Here is a 21,008-nt window from a genome sequence, read left to right as displayed (position 1 = left end):
TGAAGTTAGTCCTCAGTCACAGAGTCATTGATCGCTATATCGAATGGTGAAGTTACATGTGAGATAGCTGCAACGATATAGGGGGGTAACAGATTGAGCAGAGTGTCAGAGTCCAACGTACCACTCTCGACATCCTTCTCTATTAGCTCTGCCAGATACTGTGCAGCGATAGCCTTCGATGCTCCATCAGACTCGAATAAAGCATATACATGCGATCCGAGCATCTCTTGGTCAATCGAAGTATCCACGATAGCCTCATAGGCAGCGTCAGCAGCATTGATGATGTCGGCTTTGATGGCCGTACCAACATTGAGTCGGTCGTCAGCAAGTGCAAGCGATGCAGCCCTATACATTTGCTTTCCGAGGCCGTGAAAAGCGAGATCATATTCGAGCGTCCATTCGTCCGCCACGAAAGTCTCGACTTTTTGACTCGAAGCTTTAGCTCGTCGATTAATACGGCGCTCCTCTAATGCATTACCGGGAAAATCTGCCTTGATTCGCCATTGTCGTTTCGATGGGGGCATAACCGGCACTGGTTGGCCCGCCTCGAGTTTGCCGACGATCCATGGCGCTAAATCAGGCATTACGTCCATGTCAGTGATGCATGCAACTGGAACGTTTATCACTCCGTCCTTCTCGGGATCCTGGCGCATGAAGATTCGCGCATAGCGGCCAAGACCGAGGCCGCCAACATTAACCACTGACACTCCGTGATGATGGAAATCGCGGCCGAGCAGTCTTGCTAACACTGGCAATAGAATATTTTCGGCATCGCCCTCAACAATCATTACAGCCCGAGCAAATAATAAATTAGCCTTGGTCACGTCTAGGAAGCGTTCAAGGAAGCGATAGTCTGATGGGCTAAGCTTAGTTTTGCCTTTGCATAGAGGAAAGGCTCGACCACCTTCTATTAAGGCTATATTGTCAAGGTGCAGGTCTGAGGCGAGGTTAGGGCTATGTGTTGTGACGATGATTTGGATGCGTTGATGGTCCGCTCGTTCTTGTTTTGCTTGTTCTTGCAAGAATGACATGAGGCGAAGTTGGCGCTGAGGATGGAGATGAGCTTCAGGCTCTTCAATTAATAGTAATGGAAAGCCGTCGCTTTCGGCTGCGAGCAGTAGTAACTCGCAGGCCATGAATAATAGATTGTTTGAACCAAGTCCTCGACTAATATGGCTATCGGCTTCGGCAGAACCAGTCAAGGTAAGCTCAAGTTTTTCCAGTAGTTGGCGTAGTCTGAAGTTGTCTTCCTGCGTGTTGGCGACGCCTATCTGTGCCGACAGCTTATCGTTGGCGAATGACAGTGGAGCGAGATATTCTTCATTGAGACGTTTATGCGCTTGCTTAATCCCTTCGCTCTCACCAAATAAATAGCTGGCATAATCTCCGAGCCCGAGAACACTCAACATTTTCGGGTCGACTGGCGGATCGACATGTCGGTTGAATGCGATGCCCGTGTCACGTATTTCCTTAGTGTGCTGGAGGATTTGTGATAATCGTGATCCTCGGCCTGCGCTCATCGCACGCTCTGCATCGCGAAGGGGACGGAGATAGGTCGCGGTTAAAAGTGATCTCGCTCCAAGATCAAGAAATGGTCCGTCCCCCATAGCGCCAGTACGCCATTCGGGTGGAAGCACCCGGCGTGAGCTTCCTTCTTTGGTGTTGCGTTTTGCCACCCAAGTGATGATTAGTACAGTTTCGACTGCTTCGCCAATCGTTTCATAGGTCAGAAATTCTGAAAAGGCACCACGATCTACCACGGTAAGTCCACTAAATGTCAGTCGAATTACTACCTGGTCCGCGCGTTCAGCGTTCGGCATGGTTTGGTGAAAATCATCCGGGTCAATACGCAGAAAATCTTGGTCACGTGTGCCAAGCACCAGCCGGATCGCATCAACCACAGCCGTCTTTCCTGCATCATTCTCGCCAACTAATGCGGTAAGCCCAGGATTTAGTGACAGCACAAAGGCTTTTTCAGCGGAGCCGAACAGCCGAAAGTTCTCAATCCTAATTTCTGAGATGTACATTTACTCTTCCCTCTAATGCCGCCGATTTTAGCAAGAAGAGCATGCTCAAGAAACCAGCGTGTTTTGTTTCAACCAAGGTATTCGAATTTTTGTTGATATTTAATCTCATTTTCTGCCCTTGCTTATTATCTCTTGTCACCAATGGTACAAAATTTATCCAGGTATTAATCTACTCATCTGAATGCCCTTACCTATATTGGATGGGTAAATGTCCACGTGCTCAATATGATAAAAAATGTTCTATTGAGAAGAAGCGACGTAGTGCAATTTATGAGATTGGGAAAGATGAAATACTCCTACTTGTTCAGCAATGCATCCTTTTTTAACACGTACACACTCTTGAGTGACACTATTAATGAATAGAGACTGGATACTTCAAACCAGCGAGACTCGCCGAGCTTTCGCGAATGCTACATGGGTGCCTCTGCGGGCATCCCAAGAGCAAGCCCGCGACATAATGCGGGATACTGAAATTGGTTACGTTGGGGAGTTCTTCGGGTGCGGATCGGTAGCATTCCCACCACAGCAACGAGAAGTTGCTGAGCGATTGAATTGGGGTGATCTTGGGATTGCACACAGTGCGAGGCCATACGCCTACGAGGATGGTCACTACTCGCCTATTGATGAGTACCAATACAATGACAAGGAGCCAATTGGAGTTGAGCTTGTATTCGTGCACGATCAACCTGTTGTCGGCGGAACTATATGGATATTAAACCCTGACTTGGTCGTTGCTCTTGGCTTAATTAAGGAAGGGAACAATTGGGTTAGGCCTGAAGAGGACTTTGTGGTCGTAGCTCGAGAAATTATTGATGAAAATGGAAAATACCAGCTGATTGAGATCAAGCGGGCGTTTCTCATTGACTACCTGGCCGCCAGGGGCCTCACATTGCGTCTTTCCTACTACCGGCAACGCGTAGAGATTGTTTCTACACTTGAAGGCAGTAGTTACGAAGGCTTAGAGAATCATCAAAGTGAGCGCGATCAAGGGCGCTTCGAATTGCTAATTCGCAGCCTCAATGATGTGTACGGAGGTAGTTGGGCATCTTTCCGCGTCTGGAGAACTGATGTTGATGAAGAAGAGGATGCACCAGTTCTTGGCCCAGAGGATGATGAAAATACGGGTTTTGAGCAATCTGAAGGTATGCGAACTGGTCCCGATGGGGTACGTATTGAAGGGGAGTTTTGGAGAGATGAATGGATTGAACATCAAGATTTAAGTATACGTATCCGTGGCGATGCCGATCAAACATTACCGAATTTCATTATTGAAACTGATGGAACAAGAGCTGCATCTTCAACGCTCAACAGTGAAGATGTTGGTCGTTGGCTTTGGTTTCGTTCAAGCGTTGTGCTTGAACTTTTAAGTCATCGCGGTTTCATCTTAAAGTGGTATACAGCGGAAACAGGTGGCATTCGTTCTACCTCTGGATATACCACACATTTCGGTATTAATACCGCTGACTTGGTTACAGTCTATGCGTATGACATCGCTCGTCTTGCCGCTTGGGAACAGCACCTATGGGCTGCTCACAATGTTGCGCCGGACGGGAAGGTTTCTGTGGAACTGCTGTCGTCACAAGTCAAGGCGCAAGTGGCTTCTACACATGCTGTTGAAGAGCTGCTCTTTGTGAGCATACGGATGCTCGAACAAGGCTTTCGTAAAAGATTTGAAATCAACTTGTTCAATCACGATATAGATGACGAAGCGGTTATGCAGCTGGTCACTCGCTTCCTGTGTAGAGACCAAGCGTCATTGCTGCGTCTCGCGAAGGAGATCATTCGCGTGTTTTCGGATCGTCTAAATGTTCGCGAGTTACGCAGACTCTCGACTCACACGGACAAGGATAAACTTGGCTCTAACAAACTACTTCAAGATATATTGGCTAATGACGTTGGAGAAGATAAAGCCCGGTTGGTACTTGGTCCAATTGTCGGCGCTTACGAGTTAAGACTTGGTGATGCGCATCCAACGGGATCAAAGATTGGTGAAGCCTTGAAACTAGCAGGTATTGATGAGAGTCGATCACCTTTGCGACAGGGGGAGCAGCTTATTCACAACGTTGGGCACTCCATATGGTGGATTGGTAAGCTACTTTGTGAGAACAAGGATAATGCTTAAAAAAACTACTCAACACCACACAATCCCTAACTCCAAAGGACATCGTGAAACGTGATCCCACTTCAACCTTTTATCTTCAATATTTATGCCTTGTCGTTGCCGAAAGGCTTGGGATTTGGTGACGATCCTCCATTATGCGCATGGAGCGGCAGTGATCATCTAACAGTAGGTGCACTGATGAAGAACTGCTATAGCGGGAGGCACGGTGTTCTCATCATGCGGCGTCGAGAGGACGACGTATGGGCAGTGTTGCATAGGAAAGTAGATTTTTATAGCGAAGAAGAAGCCCTGACAATCATTCGTCAGGCGTGCGATGAGCCTTCTTGCCGTGTTCCCGTGCCTTCAGGAACTCGCAGGCGCGCACCTCTCTGGGACACTAATGGATGTGAGCCGAGTGGCATCTTTAAGCTGCTAGGACAATCATGTAGAGAGCGTGGCGCATGGGTGCTCAATCAGTTGTATCTAGCAATGCCCAATCCAGACCCAAACTGGGCAAGAGACTGCCAGACAGGCAATTTTCACACTCGGCTCTGGGAGGCTCTGCTTCTTGCTAGTTTTCGTGAGCAGGGGTTGATAGTGACTCAAGATTATCCCTCTCCTGACTTTCACGTGACGAATAAAGCTGGCGGAGATGCCTGGGTGGAAGCTGTGACAGTCAATCCACCAGAGCGATATGACCATGCCAGCGCAGTGGTAGCTCCGTTTCCTCAAGATCGACGCGAAAGACAATTAGGAACTGTAACTGAACGCTATGCTCGGACCTTGCGGAATAAGCTATGCAAGAACTATACCGAAATGACTCATGTCGTTGGCAAACCGTTTGCCATTGCGATAGCAGACTTTTACTCACCTGGGTCAATGATGTGGAGCCGTGAGGCTCTCATTTCCTACCTCTACGGATTTTATGTCAGAGAAGTAGCGGAGGAAGGAAAGATTGTGGCTGTAGCCGAAGCTCTCGATAAACTGCCAAGTGATCCCAATATCAAGGCCGGTTTGTTCTCTTCCTTCGAAAACATAACCCTGTCGGCTATTATTTTTTCTAACGCAGCAACTCTGAGCAAATTGAGTCGAGTGCCTGTTTCCTTCGGCGGTAAAAGTGAAGACTACCGCTATGTGAGAGTCGGTGAGTTCGCTGACGACAGCCCTGGTGCATTGCGTGGTATTCCCTTCAGTATGGACGTAAACAGCGACGAGTATCGTAGTTTATGGGAGCCATATGGTTATGAGCCGTGGACTGCGGAGATGGAGGTGTTCCACAACCCGAACGCACTGCATCCAATCAATCCTGCGCTATTTCCTGAGGCAGCTCATTGGGTTCCAACCGACAGAGGGATAGATTGCAAGCGCTACTTTAAGCATAGCATCCTGAAGAGTCGAACTATGATTCAACCTTCGCACATTCCGATCCCCTCAGTGGATAGTCTGATATTTCAAGACACATATGACACTGGTGGAACGTTGGAGGATATGAATGAATAATCTAAGTGGCTGCGTAAATTTACTACATCGCTGATTTTCGCGCACATGTAAGCGGAAGGCAGCTATTGGATCGAGCTGTGTGATTCTGGGACGTGGCACATTATTCCTAATATAAAAAAGGCCTTCTCACGCAGAGAAGGCCATAAGTAAGTTACAGATCGATTTGACTGCAACCGAAGTTACGATCCCCTTCCCCAAACACTTTAGTTTCAACTTTGCTCAGATAATCCAGACGATCAAGCAGGTCCTGGTAATGTTCGTCGAAGTCAGGACTGTTAGTGTCCAGCACGTAGCGGCAATCATCTGGAAAATGCACCAGACCTTGGTGATCGTCGAGTTCCAGCCCCAAGGCACTGTACCATGCCCCGGTAATCATTCCTCTCAAGTTGTCTTCCTGATTGTAATCACCGAGATGGTAGTAGGCGTCTTTGTTGAACAACAGGCAAATGTGGTAATGGCATTTACCTGATTCTGAAAATTCCCTCGCCCACATAATAAACAGAGGGCAACGATAGATACGTTTACCCTCTCGTTGCTTACGAGTTTTGTCAGCTTCCAGTTTAGCCTTTAGGGAGCCGCGCATCCGCGATATTACTCCCGGTTCCAGATTAGGGAAGCAGCAAATGTTATCACCATCATCGACGATACCTGGAAAATGGAAATCCACCCTTACCGCCGTAACTCGTGGATATTTATTCGTCAGAGCATTCAATAATGCATTAATCTTCATCCGATAAAGCTGTACATATTTCATATCAATATACCTATGTGGTTGGTCCTACGGTCTGCCAGAAACCGTATTAGTTATTGCCACACAGGCAGGGCTGTACCTTACTGATGATTAAGGTATATACTGGAATCAAATCTCAGTATCCCCATACTGTTATGATCTGATAATTACTTGATTAGTAATTCTACCCTTAGACGACTATTAGTTAGAACTAAGAGTAGATAGCCATTATAATACCTATCCAACATCTAAATTTGAGATAAAGTTAGCCCCAGCCTGTGATGGCTGTATAAAAGTCACTCTCTAATTAGCTTTTAGAACTAACCGATAATTCCGCTGTTCCAATTACGTTTAACTGTCGATATGCTTATATCCAGTTCTTTTGCTGTTTGTGATTGAGTCAGCCCTCTGCGTTTAGCTAGCTCGATGCTTTCACGATATTTGCTTCCCTCTGTTCTTCCTAGTGGTCTAGTGATATTTCTAGTCTTCAATGCTGATAAATTAACCTTCCTGCATTCATTTTGTATCTTTGGAAGTAATAAAGTAAAAATATACCCATCAACTGTCGGGGTTAACTTCTTTTGAGGGAAGTAACAGTGAATGCGTATAGCTTTTTTAGCGCATCGTATTATATTCTCCTGAATCATTTCTGCATTATTCCCCAGACTGTTAAGATCTAAAATAACTAAGTCATCCCCTGTATTCATGTCTCGATTGATCAGTTTTTTCAAAACATCTGAACTGCCTGGGGATAGTTGTCTATCGATAATTATCTTTCCGGAATTTATCAACAGAGTTCTTCGGATTTCTACCACCTCAGTTTTGTCTCCAAACTCCTCGACTTCTCTCAAATCCTTGCATTGATGATAAAAAAAATGAGTCATACAGCATAACTCCAGTGTCAGTTATTAATTGATGCTACCTGCCTCAGACTGAAAGCTTGTTTCTCACCTTAAAATAGCAATACAATCGTCCACTCGTTTAACACCATGTTTTTCAGACCTGCGCATCAGTTGTTTACTAATCTCCTTTATTTTTAGTTCATTAAATAAATGGGTTAATTATAATGATTTCGCCTTCTGACTTAGTCATCAATGAACTATCACATTTCCTAATAACAGGTATCATGACTGCCTTGCTGTTAATGTAATAAATTGGAATCCAGCAAATGTGTGGGAAAGAAGTATTTACAGCGTGATTTTCAAGAACGCTATCCATCCTGCATGAAATCAATTCAATAATCGGAATTAATATGGCTTTGTTGATGTCAAAAAAAATATTATCATGAACTGTTTTCCTGATAAGTAGTATTGTTCCAATTCCGACAGATAATCTGTTTTCATTGTTTGCCTCTCTGTTTATATAGATATAAACCGCATTTCTGATGTCTCCATCATTAATCATACATTCAAGTTTTTCTTTAATTTTTTCCTTTTCAAATTTGCTCAATTTGCCTGTGTTAACATTTTTCTTAAGTTCCATTGCATCAATAATATTTTGAGGTATTAAAATACTCTTTCGCCAAATTTCCTCGTAAAATTCCATATCGCTTTTTTTTTGCTAGATTTATCCGTAATCATGGGGATTGTTTTTTTTGCATGTGACTGTGACGCTCTGTGTAACTCTTCTGATAAAATAGATGATAGAGAGCGTCCTGAGACATCACTCACTCTTTTATAATAATCAATTGTTGATGTATAATTGGTTGAAAATGTGACTCTCTTGAGCATGATAGGACTCCTATTTGAATATTGTTTTTTTAAAAGTGCATAGTGATAAATATAGAGGTGTTTACGAGGCTTTTCATGCTTTAATTAACCTGTTAATGTTTATTTGGAATTTATAAAATTGCATTTTTAATAAAAATTCTGAATATTATTTTCTAATTTATGCATGAGTTAAGATACCTCAAGTGCCAATTATGGCTAATAAATAATCGTGTTTATGGGGGCTCAGGAAGATACTGGCTCTCGGAGCAAAATCCATTCATCTATCTCTGACTCAAGCCAACCAATAGATTGTTTACCAAGACGGCGTCGTTTTGGAAACGTTGCATCGTAACGTGGGGATTTTGGGTTAATCCAATCGTAGATGGTCGAGCGGGCCACGCCAATTTTTATCATTACAGATGTAATCCGTATCATTTTTGCATTGGATATGTTCATCAACATTTCTCTTAGGTTGTGTGTTATGGGACGAAATGAAGATAACTTTTATGCGCTTAAAAAAAAATCAACTTGCCAAAAAGTTTTTTTTTACAATACTGTTGTTACTTTAATGGTCTAAAAAACATAGTGTTGCAATTGTATGTTAAAACTTTTTTGCAGGGAATTTGTAGCTCAGAGCAGGGATTTGCATAGGCTTCTTGCGTCTTCAGATTGGCCGTTTAAAGATGCTTTAATTGAGGGGCTATCATTTCTTGAGGAGGATAGTGATGAAGTAAAAGACGAGGTCTTAAAGTTCAGATCTCGGTACATCGACCATGATGCGTGCTGGAAGCAGCTAAAGCTAAAATGGACAACCATACCTTTGATGCACTCGGCTATAGGATTGAAACAGACCTTCAAAGATGAGCTGTTCGCTGCTGGCGTATTTCAGCTCTGGGGAAGAGACATATGGGAAGTCGACCAAGAAATGGCGGTTGAGTCCTTTTTACATGCTAACCGAATTTTGAATGAATGTCGTGGGTGTGTGGATTTTAATCAATTGATTGATAGAGAAAAAAAGGTTAGTGCGGGTAGGCGACAGTCAGCTATTAAAGGTGGAAAGGCAAAAGCTGAGCACTATATTCCAGTAAAGCAAGAAGTTATAAGGTTACTTCACAAAAATGCTCCCCCAGATGGCGGATGGCAAAAAAGAACCGTAGCCGCGCGAGCTATAGAGTTGGAGTTAATGAGTTTTGTGGAAAAAATGAAAGCCCATAATGAGGGATTGGATCTTAATGAAGATGAACTTAGCGCAACTATGGTTCGCTGGGCTCGTGAAGATAGTGAGGTGAGGGCGGCCTTCGAAGCAACTGTACGAGTTAAGCGTGGTAAAAAAAAATAGCGTGATTTTCACGCTATTTTTCATGTAACAAATCTACGGATTTTTATCCAACAAGTCTCAGGATACCAGAGTTTGGCGTAATTATAGCTCCCTTGTCGGCTGAATTAACAAAATCACCCCACCATTGCATCATTGGGCGACGTTGTTCAAGGTAATCGCTGCGGTTATAAGCGCGGCGAACCTCATTTTTATCAACATGAGCAAGAGCGGCTTCGATGACATCTGGTGAAAAACCTTGCTCATTGAGTGCTGTGCTGGCAATAGACCGCAAACCATGTGAGACGAGTATTCCGCCTAATCCGGCACGTTTAAGCGCCGCATTTACCGTTTGACTGTTCATTGATTGAGTCGGTTTGATACGACTGGGAAAGACAAACTCTCGATTTACGCATAGCGGTTGCATCATTTCTAAAACGGCCATTGCTTGATCTGACAATGGAACAGTGTGGTCACGGTTCATTTTCATGCGTGATGCTGGGATTTTCCATTCTCGTGCTTCCAGGTTTATCTCGTCCCAGCGAGCTTCAGCCGCTTCGGCAGGGCGGGTAATAGTAAGAAGTTGCCACATGAACAGGCACCGTGTTGGTAGGATAATGTTGGCGGTACGCATAGTCTGCATGAGTTGCGGTAGTTGGTCTGGACGGATGCTTGGCATGTTCCTTTTCTGAGGCTTCTCGAATGCCTTGCCAATATTGACGCTTGGGACAGCATCAATCAGACCTGTGTTTTGAGCATAAACCATGACCTCATTGATGCGTTGGCACAGGCGACGGACAGTTTCCAATGCTCCACGAGCCTGAACGGGTTGAATTGCTTGGACCAGAGTATGGGCTTTAATATCAGTGATGCTCATATCGCCAATTGCTGAGAAAACATCTCTTTCAAGTGAGCGCCAAATATCTTCCGCATAGTCCTCTGTTACGCTGGTTTTCTTCACATTCCACCAACGTTCAGCTACGAGTTGGAAGGTATTGGTTTTGGCTTCAAGAGTACTGCGAAGTTGTTCTTGCTGATGCTCCTGCGGATCGATTTGTTTTGCAAGGAGAACGCGAACCTCTGCCCGATAGCTTCGCGCATCAGCAAGGGTAACTGATGGGTAAGCCCCAATACTCTTTTTCGCACGCTTCTTGGTGACTGGGCGAATGTAGCGAAACTGCCAGATTTTACTGCCACTTGATTTGATGAGCAGCTCAAGACCATCGCCATCATAGAGAACGTAGTCCGCTTCTTTGGATTTGGCTGATTCGATTTCTTTAACGGATAGAGGTTTGGTTTGTCTTGCCATTGCCGGGTTTCCATAGTTTTAGGCACCTCAAAAACAATAAAGCTTTATGAGGTGCCTAACAAGGTGCCTAAAAGGTTCGGATTTAATTAGTTGGCTTCAGACTTCGCGGGACAAATTGAAGGCACAAAAAAGCCCGCAGGGCTTGTGCCATGCGGGCTCTTTAGACTTTATCGGATGACTCTGGTAATCATCGATTGAAGATTTTGGTGGAGCTGGGGGGATTTGAACCCCCGTCCGAAATTACTACGCCGTCGGCACTACATGCTTAGTCCAGTCATTACATTCGCCGGTTAGCTGCGGACGGACACGCCACTAACAAACTATCCTGATTGGGTTTAACGCTTTCACCCCAGGCAAGGTGTCCACGCGATCTCTTTTAGGTTTGACCTCTCTTGATCCCCGTCCTAAGAGCGGAGGCTAGGGAGAGAGGGAATCTTCAGTTTCTTAGGCTGATTAAGCTGCTAAAGCAGCAGATTCGTATTGCGAGTCGTTTGCAATTATTTTTTTTGCGGTTTTTTACGAGGCCTCCGCACCTCGGCATGCACCTTGGGTTTCGCAAATCCCGTCGAATCCAGAATCAGCCCCAAAGAACTTGTGTAGTATACCAGAACTATAACTCGTTATGCCAGTGACTTAACGATTGGCGTGTTTCATTATTCTGGCTTTATCGACCTGCCATTCACGATCTTTGATATCATCGCGTTTATCGTGATCTTTTTTACCTTTTGCGACGCCGATTTTAACTTTAACCCAAGCATTTTTCCAATACACGGAAAGGGCAACTACGGTAAAACCGTCACGATTAACCTTGCCGATCAATGAGTCCAGCTCACGTTTGTTCAGCAGTAATTTGCGCGTGCGCATAGGTTCGCAGACAACATGTGTTGAAGCTACGTTAAGCGGCGTGATAGTCGCACCAAATAGGAAAGCCTCACCGTTTCTAAAGGTGACGTAGCTATCACTGATGTTGGCCTTGCCCGCACGCAGAGATTTTACTTCCCAACCTTGCAACGAAAGACCTGCTTCAAATTCTTGCTCAATGAAGTATTCGTGGCGGGCACGTTTATTTTGCGCAATGGTTGCGGAACCGGGTTTGTATGCTTTTTTCTTTGTCATAGTGTTGATCATTATACTGTATGCGGTGGCGAATGAAATCCTTTCTCGCAGGATGTCTGTGCATTTTGTCTCATTTGTTGCATGGAATATCTAGCAGATTTTTTGTATGGCGGTGGATAAATGGTATTATCAGTGCGTTTTATGTCTCACAGGAAATGTTATGCCACAAATTAGCCGCTCTGCGTTGGTTCCATTTAGCGTAGAACAAATGTATCAACTGGTTAATGATGTTCGCTCTTACCCAGAATTTTTACCGGGTTGTACTGGAAGCCGGGTTATTGATGCTACTGAAAATGAAATGACGGCTGCCGTCGATGTTGCTAAGGCCGGAATAAGTAAAACGTTCACAACACGCAATATATTAACTGATAACCAGCGTATTGATATGCAACTGGTTGATGGGCCGTTTCGCAAGCTAATGGGCGGATGGCATTTTACGCCATTAAGTGCTGATGCCTGCAAGGTTGAGCTACACCTCGATTTTGAATTTACCAATAAGTTAATTGAATTGGCTTTTGGTAAAATTTTCAAAGAATTAGCAGGGAACATGGTGCAAGCATTCACCCAGCGAGCTAAAGAGGTTTATAGTGTCTGATATTCGCGTAGAGGTGGTTTACGCCTTACCTGAACGCCAATACTTGCGCACGGTTTCCCTTGATGTGGGAAGCACTGTTGAGGATGCTATTAATACTTCTGGTTTACTTGAGTTACGGTCAGATATTGATCTAAAAAAGAATAAGGTGGGTGTTTACAGCCGCCCGGTAAAGCTTAGCGATAAGCTTAATGATGGTGACCGAGTTGAAATATATCGCCCATTAATAGCAGATCCTAAAGAATTGCGACGCCAGCGTGCGGAGCAAGCAAAAAAATAAGGCACAAACTGCGCCTTATTTTTTGTTATAGCCCTGGACTGCTATTGACGAAAACGTACGCTATTCTGCAGCTGCATAAACATTAATAGATTCGCACCTAACACCTTAACTAGCATTCATTTCCTCAATCTACTCTGCAATCTTCGGATAAATTAATTTCCTGCTAATGTTGGCTGGTTTTTGATATCAGTCAGCACACCACTGCTATCGAAGGTCAACGTTAATGTTTGTTGCGTGACTTTCTCGTGGCCAGGTTGCTGGCGGAATACGTAGAACCAGGTTTTAGTACCAAACGGGTCCTGTAACATTGGCGTGCCTAAGGTATATGCCACTTGTTGTTGGGTCATACCTTTATGAATTTTGGACGCGTCATTAGGTGATAAATAGTTACCCTGATTAATATCAGGCCGGTAGACCACCTTCTCCAGCGTTGAACAACCCGCAGTAAGCATTGCAAGCATTACAGCGGCGGCAGTCAGCATTTTACAGCGCATAGTAATCACATTCCTTTAGGGCGTAGGATGACGATGATAATAGACCTTGCAGCAGTTGGGAACCTTTACAGGGCACCTGTATGACCTCTGGAAAGGAAAAAAGTTAATCTTTTCTATGCTGCGAGCAATTCTTTTGCATTGGCCAGGGTATTTTTCGTCACTTCACTACCGCCCAGAAGGCGCGCCAACTCTTGCAAGCGGGCTTTTTTATCTAATCGATGCATATGGGTTTCGGTTTCAGTGCCATCAGTTTGTTTACTCACAAAGAAATGTTGATGACCACAACCTGCAACTTGTGGAAGGTGAGTAACACACATTACCTGCGTTGATTCACCTAACTGACGTAACATGCGGCCCACTATGGCTGCTGTCGGCCCACTGATACCAACATCCACTTCATCAAAGATAAGCGCAGGAGTGTCCATTTTACGCGCTGTAATGACCTGAATAGCCAATGCGATGCGAGATAGCTCACCTCCGGAGGCAACTTTAGCCAATGGTTGTAGTGGCTGACCTGGATTAGTGGTAACACAAAATTCAATGCGAGTTGCGCCTTCCGCACTGAGGTGTTCAGGTTCAAATTGGGTTTCTATGGTGAATTTGCCGTGTGGCATGGATAGCTCATGCATGCTTTCGGTAATCAGTACGGCTAATTCGTTAGCATACTGCTGGCGTTCCTCATGCAAGCGCTTGGCAATAGCCAATGCTTGTTGATAATGAGTATTTACTGCATGGCTGAGCTGTTCATGATCATTTTCTTGCTGTGAGAGTTGTTCTTGTTCATCTAACAGCTGTTGATGGAACTGCGGTAATTCTTCTGGTGCAACATGGTGCTTGCGGGCCAGATTTAATTGACGAGATAACCGCTGTTCCAGTTCATACATGCGGTTGGGATCCATATCAAATTGTTCAGCATAGTGGCGCAATTCATCACTGGTTTCGCTGATTTGGATGGAGGCTTCCTCTAACATATTCAGCAGGTTGTTAAATTGTTCGTCCATTCCTGCCAGTTCGGTCAATTGGTGTTTAGCTGAATACAGCTGGCGAAGGATATTATTTTGTTCATCATCCGCGAGTATCTGTAGCGCCTGTTGGCTGAGCGACAACAGCTGTCCACTGTTTGATAAACGTTTATATTCGACATCAATTTGTTCATATTCCCCAGCTTGTGGGGCGAATGAATTTAGTTCTTTCAACTGATATTGCAGCAATTCATGGCGAGCATTACGTTCCAGTGACTGCTGCTGATGCAATGCGAGTGCACGACAGCTTTGGTGCCAGACCTGATAGGCGGCTTTCATTTCAGCCAGCAGGGCAGATTGGTTTGCATAGGCGTCTAACAATTGCTTTTGATGGTCGGGTTTTAATAATAATTGATGAGCATGTTGGCCGTGAATTTGGATCAGGTGCTGGCCCAACTCCCTTAATTGGGACAGCGGCACTGCTGTTCCATTAATAAATCCTCTTGAGCGGCCATCGGTGCCAATTGCACGTCGCAACAGGCATTCATTGCTGTCATCAAGGTGGTTGTTTTCTAACCATTGGCGAGCTGATGGTGTATCAGCCAGTGAGAATCGGGCGCAGATATCTGCACGAGTTGCCCCCAAACGTACCATGCTCCCATCTGAACGGCTGCCAAGGCATAACCCTAATGCATCTATGGCGATGGATTTACCCGCCCCAGTCTCACCAGTAATTGCCGTCATTCCGGGTTGAAAATCAATTTCTAGCTCACGCACAATAGCAAAATTACTGATGGTTAATTGGGCCAGCATGGTAAATCTCCTGTACATAAACACATGACTGTATTTGATTACAGTATAAACTGGTTTTATATACAGTAAAGGCCTTGCGACACTTTTTAGAATAATTTTTTTGACCAGCCCAGTTTTGTACTTAACGTATTGAAATAACTGTAGTCCTTGGGGTGGATTAAATTGAGATGAAAATCGCTGCGCCGGATTAAAACTTCTTCGCCTTCCTGAATGGGTAGAGCTATCTGGCTATCGCAACTGATTTCCAGGTCGCTGGTAATTTGAGAAAACTTCAAGCGAATTGTGCTGCTACTATTAATAACCAGTGGGCGAGCAGTCAGCGTGTGAGGAAACATGGGAACTAAGACGATGGCATCCAGTGTTGGTGTTAAAATGGGGCCGCCCGCAGAGAGTGAATAAGCAGTAGAACCGGTAGGGGTGGCGATGATCAGGCCATCAGACCGTTGTGAAAATGCGAAGCGGTCATCGATATACACTTCGAATTCAATCATATGAGCCACTTTGCCCGGGTGCAAAACGACCTCATTGATTGCTGTGCTGATACGGCTTTGCTGGTTTGTCCGTGTAACTTGAGTCTCTAGCAAGAAACGCTGCTCGCTGAGGTATTCACCTTCTAGCACGTCAGAAAGTTGCTGCTGAGCATTATCTGGGTCTAAGTCGGTTAAAAACCCCAGATTGCCCCGGTTGACACCGATGACTTTGATATCATAACGGGCCAGTACCCGGGCGGCACCGAGCATATTGCCATCACCGCCGACGACGACGGCTAAATCGGCTTTTTGGCCAATATCAGCCAAACTACCGGTAACGGCGTGAGTTAATTTGAGGTCTTTAGCAATCTGTTGTTCAACCATTACGTTATAACCTCTGGCATTTAACCAGTGGTAAAGCATTTCATGGGTGGCAAGAGCGGCCGGGTGCCGTGGGTGACCGACAATACCAATACAATTGAATCTTTTATTATTCATTGCCGTGATTTTCCTCTCTGGGGCGTCTTTTACCCCACATTATGACCGGTTCCCTTGAATCCCCGGTTTTGATCCCCATAATAAGCCAAGTAGCGAGATTAATGCTAAAACGCGGAGATATCCATGAGTAGTAAAGAACAGAAAACACCAAACGAGCAAGTCTCGGAAGAAATGGAAAATGCAGCAGAGCAGCAAGTGGAAGCAACACAAGAGACAGGTGAAGGTGTAGAGCCGCGTGTTGCCGAGCTTGAAGCACAGTTGGCTGCAGCCTTACAACGTGAGCGCGAAAGCTTGCTACGCGCCAAGGCTGAAGTTGAGAATATCCGTCGTCGTACTGAATTGGATGTTGAAAAAGCGCATAAGTTTGCTTTGGAGCGATTCTCAGCTGAATTATTGCCTGTGATTGACAACCTGGAGCGTGCGATAGATACCGCTGATAAGAACAATGCCGAATTGACTTCAATGATTGAGGGTGTCGAGTTGACCCTAAAATCACTGCTGGATGCAGTAGGTAAATACGGTATTGAAGTGGTCAGTGATACTAACGTTCCCTTTAATCCTGACGTCCACCAGGCGATGACGATGTTAGAGTCTGCGGATCACGAACCTAATCACGTCATGATGGTAATGCAGAAAGGCTATACGCTAAATGGCCGTCTGTTACGCCCAGCGATGGTTGCGGTATCTAAAGCGAAATCTTAAGGTGTCTTGACCGAATAAGGCACCTTCGCGGTGCCTTTTTTATTTGTTTTTAAGGCAAATAACGTTTATTCAGATTCTGGCAGAGTAGGTTGCCAGTCAATTGGTTGCAAACCTTGCTGCTGTAATAGCTGGTTAGCTTGTGAAAAGTGCTTACAGCCAAGAAAGCCACGGTGTGCGGAGAGTGGTGAAGGATGTGGAGCTTTTAAAATAAAGTGGCGCTGGGCATCAATGATGCGGCCCTTTCTCTGCGCATGTGCTCCCCACAACATAAAAATCACTCCGTCACGATGTTCATTCAGCGCAGCAATGACTTTATCAGTAAAGGTTTCCCAGCCAAGATTGGCGTGAGAATGCGCATTACCGGCTTCAACGGTTAGCACTGTGTTAAGGAGCAGCACGCCTTGCTCGGCCCAACTTTGTAAAAAACCGTGGTTAGGGCGCTGAAAACCAGGAATGTCTGTGACCAGCTCTTTGTAGATGTTCACCAAAGAGGGGGGCGCAGGGACACCGGGCAAAACAGAGAATGATAATCCATGCGCTTGGTTAGGGCCGTGGTAGGGATCTTGGCCCAAAATAACCACTTTGACTTTATCCAATTCGGTCAGTCGAAACGCATTAAAGACATCCTGTTGTGCTGGATAAATAGTTTTACCAGCGCTGCGTTCTGCTGCCACATAAGCCAGCGTATCTTTGAAGTAAGGCTGTTCTTTTTCTTGGCCGATCACATCGTGCCAGCTAAGGGAGGCGGACATAAACACTCTCCTTGGTTTCGGTAAAATATTGATGTGCGCTAGCTTAACTGTTCAACCTTGCGAGTGAAACTGTTAAACCAGACTCTGTGATGTTGTGATGTTTTTTTGACCGTGAAGTGCAAAAAATGTTGAAAATTTACAAAAAAAAATTGCGATCAGCCAGAGTGATAAAATTGATATAAAACATAAATTTGCTCGAGTGATGATCGCCGTGGTGGCTGAAATATTGATTTAAGTCAAAGATTCATGGCGGCGTGGCTGGTATATAGAACAATAAGACAACAATGGTTTTACCAAATAACCAAGATAGTTTTCTCCCCTTGGAATTTATAGCCGTATTACGGAGGCACCAAATGATTACTGGTATTCAAATTACTAAAGCTAACAATGAAGCCTTGCTGAACTCTTTCTGGCTGTTGGATGATGAAAAAAATGAACTGCGTTGTGTTTGCGCTAAATCAGGCTACGCAGAAGACCAAATCGTTCCAGCAAGCGAGTTGGGCCAGATTGAATATCGTGAAGTTCCACTGGAAGTTCAACCGACTGTACGTGTTGAGGGTGGTCAGCATCTGAACGTGAATGTTCTGCGCCGCGAAACTCTGGAAGATGCAGTTAAACACCCAGAAAAATATCCTCAGTTGACGATTCGTGTTTCCGGCTATGCCGTACGTTTCAACTCACTGACACCTGAACAACAACGTGATGTGATTACCCGTACTTTCACTGAAAGTCTGTAATTTTTGTTATAGCAATGACATCTCAAAAATATCAAGGGGGCCTTTTCGGCTCCCTTTTTTTATCTCTATGATTTATGCTTCGAGAGATTAGGTTAGGGTCGCCGTTTTCAAATTAGATAAATAAATCTTAATTATTATAATAAAATCCTCTCCAGTGTACCAATAGGTAAAACTATTGCCTCTAACTTAATATGAGAATTATCCGCCAGAAATTGGGCTGTATGGGTATCTTTGCCCATTTGATTTCTAAGATGAGTGATGAGTAAAATAACAACATTGCTACAGGTGAAATAAAAGGCTGTGACGGTGCAGGGTAGGCCATGGGAGGAATCCATCACTCTTTATTGCAATCCATCTGGCAGTTGATCCGTTTTATTTTTGTACGCGGGCTTACCGAGGTTTGCCATGTAATCAAAGAATTTCTACTTTCTAAGTTAATACCTTGATTCAAGTAGATGAGGATCACAGCAAACAGAGGATTCATTAGTATTATTCGCGAAAGATGTTTAGGCTCTAGTCCCTGTCAGGGAAGTCGCCTTAGGGAAAACTGATAGGAGGGCGTTTGCTGGCGCTGGGGATTGATAACCTGCTTAATGCGATAGCCGACCACTATTCTATAACTAAATAACAGTCTTGGGAGCCGCAGTATGCTTGAATCAACACTGACAATGAGGGTGAAACGTCATCTGCGTTATGCCATCTACGGCGCTTTAATGCCATTAGTCAGTTTTGACGGGCAGGCCATGACAGATATTGCTCCGGTTTTTGCCGACCCATCGGTAATGCCAATAGCTGATGCGATTGCTCACGCAGATGTGAAGCAGATTCACCAGCTCGCCAACAAAGTATTGCTACAACAGCAGGGCGAGCAGTCGATGACTTTGATGCAATGGGCAATACTCAACCAACAACCGGAAAGCTTACGGGCATTGCAGCAAGAACATGCCGATCCCTCTCAGCCCGGAATGTGGGGGGATACCGCTTGGCATACTGCCGCGAAAGTTCGGGATGCACATTACATGCATATCCTGCTTGAAAACCCTCTAAACCCTGATGTTAGAAATAGTGTGACATTAGCCACCCCTTTGGCAGTGGCAGTTATGGCTGGACGCGAGGTTCAGGTTATTTTGTTGCTGGTTACTGGTGTCGATCTAAATCTTGCGGATAGCATGGGAGACACGCCGTTACATCTGGCCGCTAAGGCGAAAGCACCTGATTTAGTACTGCGTTTGCTAAAAGCCGGAGCTGATCCTGAGCTACGTAACAAGCAGGGGGCGACGTTCCGACAGTATCTGGCGAGCACGCCATTTAATAGGCAAAGTGCCGAAATGCAGCAAAAATATCAGCGATTGAATGTGTGGCTTAGGAATAAAAAACGGGCAGAAATTTATCAATAAAAATGCTTAATTTACTCGACGAATAAAAAAAGCCGCTAGTTATCAGCGGCTTTTTTGTTAATGTGCTGAACTTCTCGGCACGTTATTTGGTATCAGCTTTGTCTTTTGGTTTGCGGCGCTTGCCCACATTTTTGGCATCACGATGACGAACCTTAACTTTGGCTTTTTCTTTGCTGGCTTCTTTTAGCTCTTTACGTTTGGCTAAAACCTTCTTAGAAGGTTTGCCGGTCGATTTTGCACTTGGCTCTTTGCTGGTTGGGCGCAATTCATCAATTACCCTAGGTTTCAAAGGCTCTTTCAGATAGCGGCCAATTCTGCCCAGCAATAAATGGTCGTGTGCTTCAACCAGTGAGATGGCTACACCTTTGCGGCCCGCACGGCCTGTACGGCCAATACGATGCAGGTAGACATCCGCAGTCAGCGGCAGATCAAAGTTAAATACGTGGCTAATATCGTCGATATCTAAGCCGCGTGAAGCCACATCAGTGGCAACCAGAACATTAACTCGCCCATCGCTCAAACGTATCACTGCTTCTGTGCGTTTGGCCTGAACCATTTCACCTTCGAGGAACCAGGCGTTAATGCCAGCTTCACGTAGCCAACTGACCAGTTGGTGTACCTTTTCACGGGTACGTACAAAAATGATAGATTTTTGCACTTCCGGCTGCTTGAGCAAATGCACCAGCAAGGCGGTTTTGTGTTCGATATTATCCGCACGATAATACCATTGCTGAATTTTTTTGCGTTCACGGCGCGATGGGTCGGCTTCTAACTCTACCGGCTCATCCAGAATACGTTCCGCAAACTCACGGATTGCTTCACCTTCCAACGTGGCAGAGAACAATAATGTCTGCTTGCGCCAGCGAGTTTCTGCGGCGATGGTTTCAATATCTTGTGCGAAGCCCATATCCAGCATACGGTCAGCTTCGTCCAGAATCAGCGTCTCTACTGCGCGGCAGTCAAAGTTTTCTTCTTTGATGTATTGCAGTAAACGGCCAGTCGTCGCCACCACAATATCCTGATTCTCACTAAAGACTTCCGCGTGGTTCATATAAGCCACGCCGCCAGTGATGGTCGCGATATCCAGTTGTGTATGTTTGGCCAGTTCGCGCGCTTGATCCGCAACCTGCATAGCTAACTCACGGGTTGGCGTCAGGATAAGAATACGCGGTGGGCCAGATTTTTTGCGTGGAAAATCCAGCAAATGCTGCAAGGCTGGCAGCAAAAAGGCAGCAGTTTTGCCAGTGCCTGTGGGTGCCGAACCCAATACATCGCGCCCATCCATAGCTGGCGGAATAGCCGAAGCTTGAATGGCAGTTGGGCGCTCATAGCCCTTGTCGCGCAGTGCGTCAATTAGGCGTTCATCGAGATCGAGTTCGGAGAAATTGGTTACAGTCATGGTCTTCCTCTACTTGGGGCGCCGATTATAGACGGGTTAGCCGAATTCTTCACCTGTTTAAGCGGTAATGATGTCTTTTCCCTTCAATCATATTGTCCTATGCTA

At 45.1% G+C, this 21,008-nt stretch carries 20 protein-coding genes and 1 other RNA gene; 8 read left to right on the top strand and 13 right to left on the bottom strand.

Features of this window, described 5'->3' with window-relative positions:
- Window positions 1-5: 5 nt before the first annotated feature.
- Window positions 6-2,027 (bottom strand): ATP-dependent nuclease, encoded by a 2,022-nt coding sequence (locus YROHD0001_RS12105; protein ID WP_004713998.1) that lies wholly within the window; start codon window positions 2,025-2,027, stop codon window positions 6-8.
- 457 nt (window positions 2,028-2,484) lie between these two features.
- Here YROHD0001_RS12105 and YROHD0001_RS12110 point away from each other — a divergent pair, with 457 nt between their 5' ends.
- Together YROHD0001_RS12110 and YROHD0001_RS12115 are read left to right on the top strand one after the other, a co-directional pair.
- Complete coding sequence (locus YROHD0001_RS12110; RefSeq protein WP_235427894.1) at window positions 2,485-4,149, top strand: hypothetical protein; 1,665 nt, start codon at window positions 2,485-2,487, stop codon at window positions 4,147-4,149.
- A 51-nt stretch (window positions 4,150-4,200) separates the two neighbouring features.
- Complete coding sequence (locus YROHD0001_RS12115; protein WP_004713996.1) at window positions 4,201-5,628, top strand: hypothetical protein; 1,428 nt, start codon at window positions 4,201-4,203, stop codon at window positions 5,626-5,628.
- A 151-nt stretch (window positions 5,629-5,779) separates the two neighbouring features.
- On the opposite strand, the gene YROHD0001_RS12120 is transcribed toward YROHD0001_RS12115, so the two are convergent.
- The 4 genes from YROHD0001_RS12120 to YROHD0001_RS19610 form a co-directional block, all read right to left on the bottom strand.
- Window positions 5,780-6,382: an inovirus Gp2 family protein gene (locus YROHD0001_RS12120; RefSeq protein ID WP_032816420.1), complete on the bottom strand. Its 603-nt coding sequence runs from the start codon at window positions 6,380-6,382 to the stop codon at window positions 5,780-5,782.
- Window positions 6,383-6,678: 296 nt separating this feature from the next.
- Window positions 6,679-7,242 (bottom strand): ECF-type sigma factor, encoded by a 564-nt coding sequence (locus YROHD0001_RS20720; RefSeq protein ID WP_235427893.1) that lies wholly within the window; start codon window positions 7,240-7,242, stop codon window positions 6,679-6,681.
- Window positions 7,243-7,402: 160 nt separating this feature from the next.
- A complete protein-coding gene (locus tag YROHD0001_RS0117530; RefSeq protein ID WP_032816419.1) occupies window positions 7,403-7,903 on the bottom strand; it encodes a hypothetical protein in 501 nt (166 codons plus the stop codon).
- Window positions 7,904-8,310: 407 nt separating this feature from the next.
- Window positions 8,311-8,523, bottom strand: a complete 213-nt coding sequence (locus YROHD0001_RS19610; protein WP_071817867.1) for an AlpA family phage regulatory protein — start codon at window positions 8,521-8,523, stop codon at window positions 8,311-8,313.
- Window positions 8,524-8,665: 142 nt separating this feature from the next.
- On the opposite strand from YROHD0001_RS19610, the gene YROHD0001_RS20020 reads away from it, so the two are divergent.
- A complete protein-coding gene (locus YROHD0001_RS20020; protein ID WP_004713993.1) occupies window positions 8,666-9,406 on the top strand; it encodes a hypothetical protein in 741 nt (246 codons plus the stop codon).
- 43 nt (window positions 9,407-9,449) lie between these two features.
- On the opposite strand, the gene YROHD0001_RS12125 is transcribed toward YROHD0001_RS20020, so the two are convergent.
- From YROHD0001_RS12125 to smpB, 3 genes are all read right to left on the bottom strand, one after another.
- The gene (locus YROHD0001_RS12125; protein ID WP_004713992.1) at window positions 9,450-10,691 is read right to left on the bottom strand and encodes an integrase; all 1,242 of its coding nucleotides are present in this window, start codon (window positions 10,689-10,691) and stop codon (window positions 9,450-9,452) included.
- A gap of 204 nt (window positions 10,692-10,895) precedes the next feature.
- Window positions 10,896-11,276, bottom strand: a transfer-messenger RNA (tmRNA) gene (gene ssrA / locus YROHD0001_RS19600).
- Window positions 11,277-11,324: 48 nt separating this feature from the next.
- A complete protein-coding gene (gene smpB, locus YROHD0001_RS12130; protein ID WP_032813945.1) occupies window positions 11,325-11,807 on the bottom strand; it encodes an SsrA-binding protein SmpB in 483 nt (160 codons plus the stop codon).
- A gap of 160 nt (window positions 11,808-11,967) precedes the next feature.
- On the opposite strand from smpB, the gene YROHD0001_RS12135 reads away from it, so the two are divergent.
- A complete protein-coding gene (locus YROHD0001_RS12135) occupies window positions 11,968-12,402 on the top strand; it encodes a type II toxin-antitoxin system RatA family toxin (RefSeq protein ID WP_032816415.1) in 435 nt (144 codons plus the stop codon).
- On the top strand, window positions 12,395-12,679 hold the full coding sequence (locus YROHD0001_RS12140; protein WP_032816413.1) for an RnfH family protein: 285 nt from the start codon (window positions 12,395-12,397) through the stop codon (window positions 12,677-12,679). Before YROHD0001_RS12135 ends, YROHD0001_RS12140 begins: the two co-directional genes overlap by 8 nt.
- A 152-nt stretch (window positions 12,680-12,831) precedes the next feature.
- On the opposite strand, the gene bamE is transcribed toward YROHD0001_RS12140, so the two are convergent.
- The 3 genes from bamE to nadK form a co-directional block, all read right to left on the bottom strand.
- On the bottom strand, window positions 12,832-13,173 hold the full coding sequence (bamE, locus tag YROHD0001_RS12145; protein ID WP_004713988.1) for an outer membrane protein assembly factor BamE: 342 nt from the start codon (window positions 13,171-13,173) through the stop codon (window positions 12,832-12,834).
- A 113-nt stretch (window positions 13,174-13,286) separates the two neighbouring features.
- Window positions 13,287-14,948 (bottom strand): DNA repair protein RecN, encoded by a 1,662-nt coding sequence (recN, locus tag YROHD0001_RS12150; protein WP_004713987.1) that lies wholly within the window; start codon window positions 14,946-14,948, stop codon window positions 13,287-13,289.
- An 86-nt stretch (window positions 14,949-15,034) separates the two neighbouring features.
- A complete protein-coding gene (gene nadK, locus YROHD0001_RS12155; protein ID WP_032816412.1) occupies window positions 15,035-15,916 on the bottom strand; it encodes an NAD(+) kinase in 882 nt (293 codons plus the stop codon).
- A 123-nt stretch (window positions 15,917-16,039) separates the two neighbouring features.
- Here nadK and grpE point away from each other — a divergent pair, with 123 nt between their 5' ends.
- Window positions 16,040-16,618: a nucleotide exchange factor GrpE gene (grpE, locus tag YROHD0001_RS12160; RefSeq protein WP_004713984.1), complete on the top strand. Its 579-nt coding sequence runs from the start codon at window positions 16,040-16,042 to the stop codon at window positions 16,616-16,618.
- A 65-nt stretch (window positions 16,619-16,683) separates the two neighbouring features.
- Here the strand turns inward: grpE and ung are convergent, their stop codons facing one another.
- Window positions 16,684-17,370: a uracil-DNA glycosylase gene (gene ung / locus YROHD0001_RS12165; RefSeq protein WP_032816411.1), complete on the bottom strand. Its 687-nt coding sequence runs from the start codon at window positions 17,368-17,370 to the stop codon at window positions 16,684-16,686.
- 353 nt (window positions 17,371-17,723) lie between these two features.
- Between ung and grcA the strand changes: the two genes are divergently transcribed.
- Window positions 17,724-18,107: an autonomous glycyl radical cofactor GrcA gene (gene grcA / locus YROHD0001_RS12170; RefSeq protein ID WP_004713982.1), complete on the top strand. Its 384-nt coding sequence runs from the start codon at window positions 17,724-17,726 to the stop codon at window positions 18,105-18,107.
- 743 nt (window positions 18,108-18,850) lie between these two features.
- Window positions 18,851-19,504, top strand: a complete 654-nt coding sequence (locus YROHD0001_RS12175; protein ID WP_032816490.1) for an ankyrin repeat domain-containing protein — start codon at window positions 18,851-18,853, stop codon at window positions 19,502-19,504.
- 82 nt (window positions 19,505-19,586) lie between these two features.
- Here YROHD0001_RS12175 and srmB read toward each other — a convergent pair whose 3' ends face one another.
- Complete coding sequence (gene srmB, locus YROHD0001_RS12180; RefSeq protein WP_004713980.1) at window positions 19,587-20,903, bottom strand: ATP-dependent RNA helicase SrmB; 1,317 nt, start codon at window positions 20,901-20,903, stop codon at window positions 19,587-19,589.
- Window positions 20,904-21,008 lie beyond the last annotated feature (105 nt).

It is taken from the genome of Yersinia rohdei ATCC 43380, assembly GCF_000173775.1.
GTDB lineage: Bacteria > Pseudomonadota > Gammaproteobacteria > Enterobacterales > Enterobacteriaceae > Yersinia > Yersinia rohdei.
The sequence above is the reverse complement of the archived record's forward strand: the minus strand, read 5'-3'. Positions and strand labels throughout refer to the sequence as shown.

Bases quoted from the DNA above. Each gene is read 5' to 3' on its own strand.
- YROHD0001_RS12105 (WP_004713998.1), bottom strand. From the start codon at position 2,027: ATGTACATCTCAGAAATTAGGATTGAGAACTTTCGGCTGTTCGGCTCC.
- YROHD0001_RS12110 (WP_235427894.1), top strand. From the start codon at position 2,485: ATGCGGGATACTGAAATTGGTTACGTTGGGGAGTTCTTCGGGTGCGGA.
- YROHD0001_RS12120 (WP_032816420.1), bottom strand. From the start codon at position 6,382: ATGAAATATGTACAGCTTTATCGGATGAAGATTAATGCATTATTGAAT.
- YROHD0001_RS20720 (WP_235427893.1), bottom strand. From the start codon at position 7,242: ATGACTCATTTTTTTTATCATCAATGCAAGGATTTGAGAGAAGTCGAG.
- YROHD0001_RS0117530 (WP_032816419.1), bottom strand. From the start codon at position 7,903: ATGGAATTTTACGAGGAAATTTGGCGAAAGAGTATTTTAATACCTCAA.
- YROHD0001_RS19610 (WP_071817867.1), bottom strand. From the start codon at position 8,523: ATGAACATATCCAATGCAAAAATGATACGGATTACATCTGTAATGATA.
- YROHD0001_RS20020 (WP_004713993.1), top strand. From the start codon at position 8,666: ATGTTAAAACTTTTTTGCAGGGAATTTGTAGCTCAGAGCAGGGATTTG.
- YROHD0001_RS12125 (WP_004713992.1), bottom strand. From the start codon at position 10,691: ATGGCAAGACAAACCAAACCTCTATCCGTTAAAGAAATCGAATCAGCC.
- smpB (WP_032813945.1), bottom strand. From the start codon at position 11,807: ATGACAAAGAAAAAAGCATACAAACCCGGTTCCGCAACCATTGCGCAA.
- YROHD0001_RS12135 (WP_032816415.1), top strand. From the start codon at position 11,968: ATGCCACAAATTAGCCGCTCTGCGTTGGTTCCATTTAGCGTAGAACAA.
- bamE (WP_004713988.1), bottom strand. From the start codon at position 13,173: ATGCGCTGTAAAATGCTGACTGCCGCCGCTGTAATGCTTGCAATGCTT.
- recN (WP_004713987.1), bottom strand. From the start codon at position 14,948: ATGCTGGCCCAATTAACCATCAGTAATTTTGCTATTGTGCGTGAGCTA.
- nadK (WP_032816412.1), bottom strand. From the start codon at position 15,916: ATGAATAATAAAAGATTCAATTGTATTGGTATTGTCGGTCACCCACGG.
- grpE (WP_004713984.1), top strand. From the start codon at position 16,040: ATGAGTAGTAAAGAACAGAAAACACCAAACGAGCAAGTCTCGGAAGAA.
- ung (WP_032816411.1), bottom strand. From the start codon at position 17,370: ATGTCCGCCTCCCTTAGCTGGCACGATGTGATCGGCCAAGAAAAAGAA.
- grcA (WP_004713982.1), top strand. From the start codon at position 17,724: ATGATTACTGGTATTCAAATTACTAAAGCTAACAATGAAGCCTTGCTG.
- YROHD0001_RS12175 (WP_032816490.1), top strand. From the start codon at position 18,851: ATGACAGATATTGCTCCGGTTTTTGCCGACCCATCGGTAATGCCAATA.
- srmB (WP_004713980.1), bottom strand. From the start codon at position 20,903: ATGACTGTAACCAATTTCTCCGAACTCGATCTCGATGAACGCCTAATT.